The following is a 12,282-nucleotide window of genomic DNA, read 5'->3' as shown; positions in this document are numbered from 1 at the left end:
CTATGATGATCCCCCGCCTGCCGCTTTCCCTTTGTCTGGGTGCTGTGCTTTCCGTCTCCGCCTGGGGGGCGGCAGAAGCAAAGCAGATCGATGTGGCCGAGGGCGAAAGCGTGCAGGCGGCCATTGACAGGGCCATGCCGGGCGATGTCGTCCGGCTGGCCGCAGGTCGCCATGAAGGCTCCATCATCATTGATCGGGCCATCGAACTGACGGGAGAACCGGGAGCGGTTCTCGACGGGCTTGGAACAGGCAATGCCATCACGGTCAATGCGCCCGGCACCCTCGTTCGCGGCCTTGAAGTGCATGGTTCGGGCGAGAATGTTCCCGAACTCAATGCCGGTATTTTCGTCTCCCGGACGGCCACCGGCACGCGTGTTGAGAATAACCGTCTCATCGACAATCTTTACGGAATCTACCTGCATGGCGCTGCCGATTCCATCGCCACCGGCAACGAGGTGATCGGGCGGCGCAATGTGCGCATGACCCAGACTGGCAGCGGCATTTCGATCTGGAATGCGCCGGGCGCGAAGGTCATTGGCAATATCATCCGCTATGGGCGCGACGGCATTTATACCAATGCCAGCCGCAAGAATGTCTTTCGCGACAATCTGATGGAGAATGTGCGTTTTGCGGTCCATTATATGTACACAAACAGCAGCGAAGTGACCGGCAATATATCGCGCAATAATTCGGTCGGCTTTGCGATCATGTATACCAATCGCCTCAAGGTGACAGACAATCTCTCCGAGGGCGACCGCGATCACGGATTGCTGCTCAACTATGCCAATAGTTCGGTGGTTTCCGGCAATCGCGTCATCGGGCGGATGCAATCGATCGACCGCTGGCTCGATGCGGGTTTGCAAAAGGGCGAGCACGGCCTGCCCGCCGAGGATGAAAGCGCCGCCGCGACTGGTGAAACCATGCGCCTTGGGCCGGAAAAATGCGTTTTCATCTACAACGCCAACAAGAACAAGTTCACCGATAACAGCTTTGAGAATTGCAGTATCGGCATTCATTTCACTGCCGGATCGGAAGGCAATGCCATGAGCGGCAATGCCTTCATCAACAACCGCAATCAGGTCAAATATGTCGGTACGCGCGATCTCGACTGGTCGGTTGAAGGCCGCGGCAATTACTGGAGCGATAATCCTGCTTTCGATCTCAACGGCGACGGTATCGCCGATAATCCCTACCGGCCCAATGATCTGATCGACAAGGTTCTGTGGACCGCGCCGCAGGCAAAAATTCTTATCAACAGCCCTGCGGTGGAAACGATCCGATGGGCGCAAACGCAGTTTCCCGCCCTTCTGCCCGGCGGTGTTGTGGACAGCCATCCTCTCATGAAGCCGCCCCTAGCGGAGATTAAAAGCAATGACTGAAACTGTAGTTCTTGATCAGGTAACGAAATCCTATGGCGGATTTCATGCCATCAGTGATGCGAGCTTCCGCCTCAATGCAGGAGAATCCATCGCGCTGGTCGGCCATAATGGGGCCGGCAAGACGACGATGATCAAGCTCATGCTTGGCCTGATCCGCCCCACGAAAGGCAATATCCGCTTGCTGGGCGAGGACCCGGCAGCGGGTGCTTTCGCGGCGCGGCAGCGACTTGGCTATCTGCCCGAACATGTCTCCTTCAACATGGCGCTGACCGGCATTGAAACGCTCGGCTTTTACGCACGCCTGAAAAATGTGCCGCTGGGGCAGATTGGTGAACTGCTCGACCGTGTCGGTCTGTCTCATGCGGCGGGGCGACGGGTGGGCACCTATTCCAAAGGCATGCGGCAGCGGCTGGGGCTTGCGCAGGCGCTTCTGGGTAAACCCGCCGTGCTGCTGCTCGATGAGCCGACGACCGGGCTGGACCCCGCATTGCGCCAGAACTTCTACGATATTCTGGAAGTTTTACGGCAGGAGGGCACCACCATTCTCATGTCGTCCCATGCGCTGACAGAACTCGAAACCAAGGTCGGGCGCGTCATCATCGCCAATAAAGGCCGGATCATTGCCGATGGCTCCATCGAGGCCCTGCGCCGGATTTCACGTTTGCCATTGCGTATCCGTGTGCAGGTGGACGGCATAGCGCAACTGCCCGATGAGGCGGAGCGCAGCAGCCTGCAATGGCAGCGGCTGGGCGCGAATGTTTTTGAAACCGAAGCGCCTGCGGAAGGCAAGATGGAGCTTGTCCGGCGCATCATTGCTTCCAATGACAATCTTTCCGAGCTCGATGTCATACCGCCGACGCTCGATGAACTCTATGCGCATTTTCTCAATGTCGGAAATGCCGTTGTAAAGGATGCGGCAGAATGAAAAACATAGCTATCATTGCGCGTAAGGAAATTCAGGAAGGCTTGCGCAATCGCTGGGTGCTGGCGACCACGCTGCTGCTGGCAGCACTTGCGCTCAGCATGACGTTTCTGGGCAGCGCACCAACGGGTAGCTCCGTTGCAGCAAGCCGCCTTGATGTGGTGATCGTCAGCCTGTCCAGCCTTACCATCTTTCTCATACCGCTGATCGCGCTGCTGATTTCGCATGATGCAATCGTGGGCGAGATGGAACGCGGCACCATGCTGCTGCTTTTAAGCTATCCGCTCAGCCGCACGCAGGTCGTGCTCGGCAAATTTCTCGGCCATCTGGCCATCCTCGCCTTTGCGACCTTCTTCGGCTATGGCATCGCCGCTCTGGCGCTGGTTCTTGCGGGCGCGGGGACGGGAAGTGAAAGCTGGTATGGTTTTGCTACGCTGGTCGGCTCTTCAGTGCTGCTTGGCGCGGTCTTCATCGCCATCGGATTTCTCGCAAGTACGCTGGTGCGCGAGCGCAGCACGGCGGCGGGCGTCGCCATCGGCGTCTGGCTGTTCTTCGTGCTCATTTATGACGCCGCATTGCTGGCGCTGCTGGTTTTCGATCAGGGCCAGATGATCGGCGTCAATGCGCTCAATAGTTTCCTGCTGCTTAATCCTGCGGATTCTTACCGGCTGCTCAATTTCGGCACGGGGCAGGCCGGTGCGCTTACCGGCATGGCTGGCAATGCGACGCTTGGGCCGCTGGCACTCACGACGGCCCTTGGCATCTGGACGCTTCTGCCGCTGGGGCTCTCCATGTGGGTTTTTTCGAGGAAAGAACTATGAAAAGGTCTTTGCTTATCGCTGCCGCGCTGATGGGGCTTTTGCTTGCCGGATGCTCGCAGGAGCAGAAACAGGAAATCATCATGCCGTTTGCGCTGACGGATTCGGCCATGGGGCGCTATTGCGGCATGAATGTGCTCGAACATCCCGGCCCAAAAGGCCAGATCATCCTCCAGCCCGCTAATGAGCCGGTCTGGTTTTCTTCGGCGCGCGACGCAATCGCCTTTACGATGCTGCCGGAAGAGCCCAAGGGCATCGCGGCGATCTATGTTTCGGATATGGCCAAAGCGCCAAACTGGGACGAGCCGGGCGCGGAAAACTGGGTCGATGCGCGCAAGGCGCTGTTCGTGATCGAAAGCAAGGCTGTGGGCGGCATGGGCGCACAGGAGGCTGTGCCGTTTTCTACGCGCGAGGCCGCCGAGCAATTCGCTGCCGACAAGGGCGGGCGGATCGTTGGTTTCGACGAAATACCGCAAGATTACGTATTGGGCGATCAGGACACCCCGCAGGATGGGCAGTCATTCGGGGAAGCTCATGCGCATTAACCGCCGCTCGGTTCTGGCCGGCAGTGCCTGTTCTATGGCGGTGTTGGCAATGCCGCCTTTCGCGTTTGCATCCAGGCAAGCGGAGCCGCTGATCTGGAAAGGGCAGGCGCTTGGCGCTCCGGCAAAGATTATCCTCTATCATCCCGACCGCGAGCGCGCGCAGGGGCTTTTGCGTGAAGCTGTGCGGGAGGCGGAACGGCTGGAGAATATTTTCAGTCTCTATAAGACAAATTCCGAACTTTCGCGTCTCAACCGCGCGGGTGCATTGGCAATGCCATCGCCAGAATTGGTGGAATTGCTCACCATCTGCCGTGATTATTGGACGCTGAGCAGCGGCCTCTTCGATCCGACCATACAGCCGCTCTGGCAATGTTTGTACCAGCATTTTTCGCAAGCTGATCCCAGCCCCTCCGGCCCGACGCGCGCACAATGGGATGCGGCGCTGAAAAAGGTCGGGTTCGGCCATGTGCTGTTTAATGAAACGCGCATCGCCTTTGCCCAGCCTGCAATGGCGCTGACGCTTAACGGCATTGCGCAGGGGTTTATAACGGATCGTGTGGTATCTGTACTTGAAAAGGGGGGCGTCAAACATGGACTGGTCGATATGGGTGAATATCGCGCCATCGGCACCCAACCGGACGGCGAGCCATGGCGCATTGGCATTGCCGAGCTTGAAAGCGACCGGGACCCTGTGGACTATCTCGATATAAGCAATCAGGCGCTGGCGACTTCAAGCTTCGCCGGATTTCAGTTCGATGAAAAGGGGCGCTTCAACCATTTGCTTAATCCGAAGACCGGCTATTCAAGCGCACTATACCAGCATATCAGTGTGCAGGCGCCCAGCGCCGCAGCCGCCGACGCGTGGGCCACCGCCTTTAACCTGATGGAGGTCCCCCAAATAAAGGCGGTTGCCGAGAAGCTGCCGGGCCTGTCTGTCTCTATTCGCACGCGTGAAGGCAGGAATATCCGTCTGGACTCATGATCGTTATCTTGTCGACAAATTGCGTACAGCAGCTTATCCTTTTCTGACGCCCCGGTTCCCGGCATGCGGGCGAGGACAGAAGGATGAGCCTATGACAGATAGCGACAAGAACTCCGTCAGCGAACGCAAGCGTGGTTCCGGCGCGAAAATGGTCTATGACGTGCTTCGCGATGAAATCCTCGATCTTGTTCTGGCTCCCGGAAGCCCTGTCGATGAGGTGCATCTGGCCGAGCGTTTTCAGATGTCGCGTACGCCCATTCGCGAGGCGCTGGTGCGGCTGGCGGGTGAGGGGTTGATCGATGCGCTGCCCAACCGCTCGACCATGGTTTCGAATATCGACTTCCTCAATATGCATACCTATTTCGACGCGCTGACGCTGATGTATCGCGTGACGACGCAGCTTGCTGCCAAAAACCATCGTCCTTCCGATCTTGAGATCATCGCCGGGCATCAGGCCGAGTTCGCAGCGGCGGTGAAGGCGCAGGACGCGCTGGCAATGATCGCGACCAATGCAGCGCTGCATCTGGCCATAGCAGAAGCAGGGCGCAATCCGTATTTCACCAGCCTGTTCAAGCGGCTTCAGGATGAGGGACGCCGCATTTTGCGGCTTTACTATCAGTCTTATAACGACCGATTGCCGAAACGTTTTGTCGAGGAACATGACGAAATGATCGCTGCCATCGCCGCGCGCGACGAAAAACTGGCAGAGCAACTGGCGAGCGCGCATTCCGAGCAGATCGTGCGGCAGGTACAGAAACTGGTGATGCGCGAGGATCGGCTGGAAATAAGCCTATAGGCTGTCGATTTTTTGTCGACAAATAAAATACAAAGAGTAATATCCCTTTCCAGATGTGATTTCTGGTCTGGAAATGCGTCAAGACAAGAAGCTGACCGAGAGGAGGTTGAAATGGCGGCCAATGTTTTTTCCGGTGTGATTCCGGCTCTGATGACCCCATGCAAGGATGATCGCACCCCTGATTTTGATGCGCTGGTGCGCAAGGGCAAGGAACTGATTGCCGATGGCATGTCGGCTGTCGTTTATTGCGGCTCCATGGGCGACTGGCCGCTTTTGACGGATGCACAGCGCATGGAAGGCGTCGAACGTCTTGTGAAAGCTGGTGTCCCGGTGATTGTTGGCACGGGCGCGGTCAATACGGCTTCAGCCGTGGCTCATGCCGCTCATGCGCAGAAGGTGGGTGCGAAGGGCTTGATGGTCATTCCGCGTATTTTGTCGCGCGGCTCGGTGATTGCAGCGCAAAAGGCGCATTTCAAGGCCATTCTTTCGGCGGCTCCCGATCTTCCGGCCGTGATTTACAACAGCCCCTATTATGGCTTTGCAACCCGTGCGGATCTGTTTTTCGCTGTGCGCGCCGAGCACCCGAACCTTGTGGGCTTCAAGGAATTCGGCGGTGCCGCCGATATGCGCTATGCGGCCGAGAACATCACCAGCCGCGATGATGACGTGACGCTGATGATCGGCGTCGATACGACAGTGGTTCATGGTTTCGTGAATTGTGGCGCGACAGGCGCGATCACCGGTATCGGCAATGTTCTGCCCAAGGAAATCATCCACCTGTGCAATCTGGCGCAAGCAGCCGCGAAGGGCGATGCTGATGCACGTCAGCGCGCGCAGGAACTCGAAGAGGCACTTGCCATTCTCTCTTCCTTCGATGAAGGCCCGGATCTGGTTCTCTACTTCAAATATCTGATGGTTTTGAAGGGAGACAAGGAATACACGCTGCATTTCAACGAAACGGACGAACTTTCCGACAGCCAGCGCGGTTACGCGGAAGCGCAGTTTAAGCTGTTCAACAGCTGGTATGCCGAATGGAGCAAGCTTCCGGGCGCGGTGCAGCAATATAAAGCCTGATCACCAAACATGAGAACAAAAGGCCCTTCCTTCCGGAAGGGCCTTTTGCTTTGCAGGATCAGGAAATGGCATCAAGTCCCTTGTCGAGCAGGAAATCGAGCTGATCGATTTCCGCTTTGGTCAGCTTGATGCCTTCGTTTTCGGATTCGGCGCGCGCAGCAAAGCGGCGCTGCGAGGGCAGGCGTGCGCCCTGGCCGATGATTGCATCAAACAGGGTTTCGGCGCGCGCGAACGGATCGCCGGGGCGTCCCGCTGAAAATGCTTCCGGCGAAAATGCGACAATCAATTCCCCATGCACTGGCGAAAGCGTCGTGGTGCCAAGGAAATCGAGTACTTCCGGGCTGGTAAGATCGCCAATCATGATGGCGGCGAGCAGTTCGACCATCGTGCTGATGGCAGACCCTTTATGTCCGCCAAAAGGCAGCATGGCTCCGGCAAGGGCTGTTTCGGGGTCGGTGGTCGGATTGCCATCGGCGTCGAGCGCCCAGCCTTCGGGCAATTGCTTGCCAGCGCGGCGGTGCAATTCGATCTCGCCGCGAGCGGCAACCGATGTGGCGAAGTCGAAAACATAAGGCGCGGTGTTTTTGCGCGGCCAGCCAAAGGCAAACGGGTTGGTGCCCAGCAACGGCTTGTTGCCGCCGGTGGGGGCAACGGTTGCATAGCTTGGGCACATGACGAGTGCTGCCAGACCTTGTTCGGTCAGCGCTTCCACTTCCGGCCAGAGGGCTGCGAAATGCGTGCAATCATTGATGACGAGGGCTGCGACGCCGTGTTTGCGCGCGCGCTCGGCAACGACCGGCACGCCCATTTCAAAAGCCGGGTTAGAAAAGCCAAAATTTGCGTTTACGCGCACGATGGCCGAGGCTTCCTGCTCGATGATTTCAGGGATTGCGTCCGGCTTCACCTTACCGGCCTTGACCGTGCGCAGCGCGCCCTCGATACGATAGATGCCGTGCGATTTACAGTGATCGCGCTCGCCGGCGACGATGACACGGGCAACGGCCCCGGCCTGTACGGTATTCAGGCCGGCTTTGCGAAAAATCGCCTCTACGCGCTCTTGAAGGGTGGCAATGGTCAGGATGGTGGTCTCGCTCATCATGCGTCTTTCGTGGCTGCGCCGGACGGAAAGCCGGCAGGACAATCTGGACAGCCCGGATAGTGGCCCAACCGGGGGCCAAATGCTACCGCAGGATGGAAAAACGAACGTCATTCCAACGGAAATATCTCCGCATCACTGCTGATCTTCATAGAGCGCACTTGCCAGTTTTCGCACCGCTTCGGCGGTTCTGGGTCCAAAGCCCAGCATGTAAGGCCCGTCCAGCACGACCAAGGCCCGATTGCGCGCTGCGGGCGTTTGCTGCAAAGCCTTGACCGAAAATACCTCTTCCGGCGTGGGGCCGCCCTTGCCATCCGAGACCATCATGACCACGTCGGGTTCGGCTTTCACCAGCCATTCCTCCGAAACAGCCTTAAAGCCGGAATAGACCGATAGCGGATTGACGCCTCCGGCATAACGGATGAACGCATCGCCAGCCGTATTGCTGCCCGCGCCGCTCAGCCGGACCAGACCGTGGAAGAAAACGACCTTCTTGCGCTTGCCAGCAGAAATCTTGTCGGCATAGGCCACTGCCGCATCGAAATCGGCAGCGACCTTGCGGACCAGCGCGTCGCCTTGCTGCTTCAGATCGAGCCGCTCTGCGATCATCTCGATCTTCCGTATCAGCCCCTCGCGGCTGTTGTCGACCGGAGTATAAAACATCTCAATGCCCGATTGATCGAGCACGTCGGTTGCTTCCGGCGGCCCGATGTCGTCAGAGGCGATGACAAGATCGGCATTGAGCCCCAATATCCCTTCGGGCGAGAGACTGCGGCGGTAGCCAGCATTGATCTTGCTTGCGGTTTCGTCGGGATATTTGCTGCTCCGGTCCACGGCGATGATCCTGTCGCCCGCACCCAGCGCAAAGATTATTTCGGTCACATCCGGACCAAGTGCCACGATACGTTGCCCGCCCTGCTGTTGGGCCGAGGCCATGGGCAGGGCGATGGCCTGAAAGCAGAGGACGCACATCAGCATAGAAAGAAATTTCATGAGGCCGTGCGAATAGGAATGCGGAAGCCGCAAAGATGCAAAATGAGGCAAGATTTCTGTTCCACTCGAAGTTTTCAATCGGTCAGGACGGGTAATGCGAGCCTAGTTAATATGAGTTTTATATTCAAGTTAAATGGATGAGGCATTGCAAAATATAAAGCTGCCCGACAGGCATATATTCGAGACCCAACAAAAAGCCCCGCGAAAAGCGGGGCTTTTTGTTGGTTGATTGGGGTTTTAACCGCTGACGGCGCGCCCGATCCATATGAGGATGCAGGCGCCGATGAAGCCCGCAATCAGATAGCCAAGCCAGCCGCCAAATGAGACGCCGAGAAAACCGAAAATAAAGCTGGCCAGCGCCGCGCCGACAATACCCAGAATGATATTCATGAATATGCCGGTGCCGCTATTCATGAAGTTCGAGGCTATCCATCCGGCAAGGCCGCCTATGATGATTGCTGCAATCCAGCCGATACCTGCACCACTCATTTGAATACTCCCTTTTTTAGTGGATATTCAGTGATATGTAGCGCGATCTTGCTTCGGCAAGGGCGAGCCAGGCACTCTCTTTCAAAATGCGCAGACAGCTATGCATGGGAAAGAAGCGCCAAAACAACCTGCGAGGTGAGAAATCTTTCCGCAGGTTGTCTGGTCCTATTGGCTGGAACCAGCCTGACGACAGCGCCGATTGCCGCGATTTAATCACGTTCCTTCTTGATGATCTCAAGCGTTGCGGGATCGAGTTTCAGATCATAACGCTGGCCATCCGAGTGCCGCGCATCATCAACTTCCCAAACCTTGTCGTCGAGTTCCACTTCGCCCCATGAAGAATAACCGGCGGCGGTGAGTGCCGCATCGATTTTCTGGCGCTCTTCCGCATTCGGGTGACGATCAGCAAGTGCAACCGAACTTGCGAGCACTGCAACAGTGAAAGAGACGGCAAAGGCAAGAGATGATTTCATGACGATTTCCTATTTCTGTTCACAGGTTGAAAGGCAAGCTTAGCCCAACAAGGTGACAGGTAGAAGGGCGGGAAGAAAGCGCGGCTCCGCTGTTTCAAATATCGCGCCTGAGAGTGGGCGTAACCGCGTCTTTCCATCATTCAGGTGAGCTTATGTCAGCAGCAAAATGAGCGGCACTGTAACCAGAAACACAGCGGCCACGCCGCTTTCGATTTTCGAATACCAAAGCATACCAGCCTCCCTATGGTTAACGACTGGTTAAGAAACGCTGCTTTGGCGATTTGGTTCAATCTTGCTGCGATATTTCAAAAAAAGGGGGGATTTCGAATGGTGGGCGTGACAGGGATTGAACCTGTGACCCCTACAATGTCAACGAAACGGCCTGACCGGAAATGCTGGTATTCTGGGGAAGGGGGAACTTAATAATTGGCATTTCCGGCCCTATGTTCATTTTGTGTTCTTCTTCGCAGGTTCAAATGAACCGGGGGGAACTTCATATATACCCATCTCTAAAGCTTCTGCGGCCCGCCGTAAATGAGTGGGGGAATATTTAGCGTAAACCTTGCGGGTTATATTCACATTTTTATGCCCAAGATATTGCGACACTTCCTCCATCGGCACTCCAGCCTCTACCATCCAGACGGCTGCGGTATGCCTGAATACGTGTGCGGAAATACCTTCAAGACCTGCTTTATCCGCCGCAGTGGCAATCCCTTTCTTTAAACTTTTTACGGGTTGTCCCGCCCATTCGATGACGTAATCCGTCAACGCGCCGCCGCGCGCTTCCTGCAATGCTGCCAAAAGCGTTGCATTGATCGGAACAATGGCACGGCCTTTTCTCCGCGTCGGGTCGTTGGGGTCGCGCAAATAGATTAGGCGGCGGTCCATATCCACACGATCCCATGTCAGTTCCAGCAGGGCGGTAACACGCGCTGCCGTTGCCAGCATTAGATGAAATGCCAAACGCAAATGAGGCGTTCTTGCCTCATTAATTATGCGCTTGGCTTCGTCTCTGGTCATGTATCGATCTTTAGGCTCTGGCTTTTGTGGCCGCTCTATATATGGGGCTTTGTCGATTAAGCCGTGCTTTTCTGCCCACACCAGCACCATGCGCAGATGGCCTAGTTCTGTGTGAATTGTCCCATCTGATATTCCTGCGCGCTTTCTTTCTTCGGTATGGGCGCGGCAATCACCAATCGATATTCTTTCCCCGTCCATGTCTCCAAATCGTGCTTCCAGCGCTCGCCATGTATACTTCATGGTCTCTATGATCGCGTGGCCTGACTTGTCGCTCATGTATCCTTGCCACAAGTCTTTAACCTTCCCTCCCTTAGATCGTGTTAGCTCGGCAAAGATTGCAGGCGCAATGCGGTAAGCCTCGCGCGGGTCATCGGTTCCGAGCGAGTATCGCTTTCGCTTCCCGTCTTGCTCGAATGTGAGAGCGAACTTGCCTCGCAATCTGGTAATTCGCCATTCTGACATTCAAGCGCCTCCACATCTTCCCCGCGTATTCTTAGCAGCTTGCCGCCCAGACGGAAGGCAGGCAATTCGCCCCGATCTATCATGTTGCGGATATGCCGCTCGGAGCAGTCCCACCGCTTCGCTAGCGTGGTGGGCGTGTATATTATCTCTTTCATCCCTCACTCCCTTTCCCGCAGTGCGGCGCGATCCCGTTGAATGTCCTGACAAATGACATTCCAAACGAACAGCGGCGCGCCACCATCGGACCAACCGAGTTCCCGCGCTTTTGTGAAAACCGCATCTCGGCCCGTTTCATCGATCAGTTTTTCGATGTACTCAGGTGTCAGCTTAGCCATTGTCACCGCCTTTCAGGGCTTGGCGAAGCGCAACCATGAATGCTTTGTGCGCTGCGTCGGAAGCTTCTTTTGCCATCTTGTGAAACTCATAAGGTGTGATCCAAGTCCACTTCATTCGCTCTGCTCCCCAAGTGCGGAGGCGGCGAGCATGGCGCGCCATGTGTGCCACGGTGTTTCCGGATCAATGTAAATCTCGTGGTTCACATAGCCTGTGCCGCCCATAATCTCCCGCATACCAGATTGCTCTTGGTTCGCGTTCGGCTCCTGTAGAGCGGCGTAGATGGTGGAGATGGCGGCTTTGGCGATAACCGTGTGTACCATGGCGAGCGGGTAGTTTTGGTATCCACTGTTCCCAATAGCGCGCTCCACCTTCTCGATGAGTTCCTTACTTGCCATGGGTGGCCTCCCATCCGCGCCATTGCTCGCGCTTTGCGTTTCCTCGCTGATATTCAACTTCGTTGAACCACTTAGCTAAAAGCTTCTCTTGAGGCTTACCGGCATGTTTGCGCATCGCATCTTGGATAATATCTTGCAAAAATAGCGCTTGAGCATCGGTGCCGTAATAGATGCCAGCAAACGTTAGGCCGAACTGCGGTGGTGGGTCATCGTAACGGCTCATGGCTTGCCTCCTTTGCGCGCAAGAGGGTACCTAGCCATTCCTTTAAGGCTGGCTGCGGCACCGGACGTTCATCGTGGCCGTGTTCGATAAGAGCGATAACTCCGGCTCTGTTTTCTTCGCAGAATGGCTCGCTGCACCATTGGACTGAAAAGTCAGCGTAAGGCGGGCATTTGCCGCACATCATGCTCCATGACGGGACGTGAAACCGCGCCCCCTGCCTAACAATATGCTCTTGGCATAGCTTTTCGTTGATAGCATCGCGAAGAACAGCGGGAACCT

16 protein-coding genes are annotated in these 12,282 nt (G+C 56.3%); 7 read left to right on the top strand and 9 right to left on the bottom strand.

Going from position 1 to position 12,282, the window contains the following annotated elements; genetic code table 11:
- The first annotated feature begins 2 nt into the window (after positions 1-2).
- The 7 genes from DKP76_RS11780 (at position 3) to DKP76_RS11750 (ending at position 6,516) form a co-directional block, all read left to right on the top strand.
- The gene (locus DKP76_RS11780; RefSeq protein WP_109706888.1) at positions 3-1,379 is read left to right on the top strand and encodes a nitrous oxide reductase family maturation protein NosD; all 1,377 of its coding nucleotides are present in this window, start codon (positions 3-5) and stop codon (positions 1,377-1,379) included.
- On the top strand, positions 1,372-2,304 hold the full coding sequence (locus DKP76_RS11775) for an ABC transporter ATP-binding protein (protein WP_109706886.1): 933 nt from the start codon (positions 1,372-1,374) through the stop codon (positions 2,302-2,304). The genes DKP76_RS11780 and DKP76_RS11775 overlap by 8 nt, the downstream gene beginning before the upstream one ends.
- Positions 2,301-3,122 carry an ABC transporter permease subunit gene (locus DKP76_RS11770; protein WP_109706884.1) on the top strand — a complete coding sequence of 274 codons (822 nt, stop codon included), beginning with the start codon at positions 2,301-2,303 and terminating at the stop codon, positions 3,120-3,122. The genes DKP76_RS11775 and DKP76_RS11770 overlap by 4 nt, the downstream gene beginning before the upstream one ends.
- Positions 3,119-3,664: a nitrous oxide reductase accessory protein NosL gene (locus DKP76_RS11765; protein WP_109706882.1), complete on the top strand. Its 546-nt coding sequence runs from the start codon at positions 3,119-3,121 to the stop codon at positions 3,662-3,664. Before DKP76_RS11770 ends, DKP76_RS11765 begins: the two co-directional genes overlap by 4 nt.
- Positions 3,654-4,646 (top strand): FAD:protein FMN transferase, encoded by a 993-nt coding sequence (locus DKP76_RS11760; protein ID WP_109706880.1) that lies wholly within the window; start codon positions 3,654-3,656, stop codon positions 4,644-4,646. Before DKP76_RS11765 ends, DKP76_RS11760 begins: the two co-directional genes overlap by 11 nt.
- A 91-nt stretch (positions 4,647-4,737) precedes the next feature.
- Positions 4,738-5,442 (top strand): GntR family transcriptional regulator, encoded by a 705-nt coding sequence (locus DKP76_RS11755; protein ID WP_109706878.1) that lies wholly within the window; start codon positions 4,738-4,740, stop codon positions 5,440-5,442.
- A gap of 111 nt (positions 5,443-5,553) precedes the next feature.
- Positions 5,554-6,516, top strand: a complete 963-nt coding sequence (locus tag DKP76_RS11750) for a dihydrodipicolinate synthase family protein (RefSeq protein WP_109706877.1) — start codon at positions 5,554-5,556, stop codon at positions 6,514-6,516.
- Positions 6,517-6,574: 58 nt separating this feature from the next.
- On the opposite strand, the gene DKP76_RS11745 is transcribed toward DKP76_RS11750, so the two are convergent.
- The 9 genes from DKP76_RS11745 to DKP76_RS11710 all read right to left on the bottom strand — a co-directional run bounded on the left by DKP76_RS11745 (position 6,575) and on the right by DKP76_RS11710 (position 12,003).
- The gene (locus DKP76_RS11745) at positions 6,575-7,612 is read right to left on the bottom strand and encodes an Ldh family oxidoreductase (RefSeq protein ID WP_109707211.1); all 1,038 of its coding nucleotides are present in this window, start codon (positions 7,610-7,612) and stop codon (positions 6,575-6,577) included.
- 135 nt (positions 7,613-7,747) lie between these two features.
- Positions 7,748-8,605 (bottom strand): heme/hemin ABC transporter substrate-binding protein, encoded by an 858-nt coding sequence (locus DKP76_RS11740; protein ID WP_109707210.1) that lies wholly within the window; start codon positions 8,603-8,605, stop codon positions 7,748-7,750.
- Positions 8,606-8,842: 237 nt separating this feature from the next.
- Positions 8,843-9,094, bottom strand: coding sequence for a GlsB/YeaQ/YmgE family stress response membrane protein (locus DKP76_RS11735; RefSeq protein WP_109706875.1), 252 nt, complete (start codon positions 9,092-9,094; stop codon positions 8,843-8,845).
- Between the two features lie 209 nt (positions 9,095-9,303).
- Positions 9,304-9,567: a PepSY domain-containing protein gene (locus tag DKP76_RS11730; RefSeq protein ID WP_109706873.1), complete on the bottom strand. Its 264-nt coding sequence runs from the start codon at positions 9,565-9,567 to the stop codon at positions 9,304-9,306.
- Positions 9,568-10,014: 447 nt separating this feature from the next.
- Positions 10,015-10,863, bottom strand: a complete 849-nt coding sequence (locus tag DKP76_RS11725) for a tyrosine-type recombinase/integrase (protein WP_245410219.1) — start codon at positions 10,861-10,863, stop codon at positions 10,015-10,017.
- Between the two features lie 44 nt (positions 10,864-10,907).
- On the bottom strand, positions 10,908-11,204 hold the full coding sequence (locus DKP76_RS19610) for a helix-turn-helix domain-containing protein (protein ID WP_109706869.1): 297 nt from the start codon (positions 11,202-11,204) through the stop codon (positions 10,908-10,910).
- A 3-nt stretch (positions 11,205-11,207) separates the two neighbouring features.
- Positions 11,208-11,384 carry a hypothetical protein gene (locus tag DKP76_RS19215; protein WP_158279439.1) on the bottom strand — a complete coding sequence of 59 codons (177 nt, stop codon included), beginning with the start codon at positions 11,382-11,384 and terminating at the stop codon, positions 11,208-11,210.
- Between the two features lie 111 nt (positions 11,385-11,495).
- Complete coding sequence (locus tag DKP76_RS11715; RefSeq protein ID WP_109706867.1) at positions 11,496-11,780, bottom strand: hypothetical protein; 285 nt, start codon at positions 11,778-11,780, stop codon at positions 11,496-11,498.
- Positions 11,770-12,003 carry a hypothetical protein gene (locus tag DKP76_RS11710; RefSeq protein WP_109706865.1) on the bottom strand — a complete coding sequence of 78 codons (234 nt, stop codon included), beginning with the start codon at positions 12,001-12,003 and terminating at the stop codon, positions 11,770-11,772. Before DKP76_RS11710 ends, DKP76_RS11715 begins: the two co-directional genes overlap by 11 nt.
- Between the last annotated feature and the right edge of the window lie 279 nt (positions 12,004-12,282).

The sequence above is a fragment of the Falsochrobactrum shanghaiense genome, from assembly GCF_003149535.1.
Taxonomy (GTDB): domain Bacteria; phylum Pseudomonadota; class Alphaproteobacteria; order Rhizobiales; family Rhizobiaceae; genus Brucella; species Brucella shanghaiense.
The sequence above is the reverse complement of the archived record's forward strand: the minus strand, read 5'-3'. Positions and strand labels throughout refer to the sequence as shown.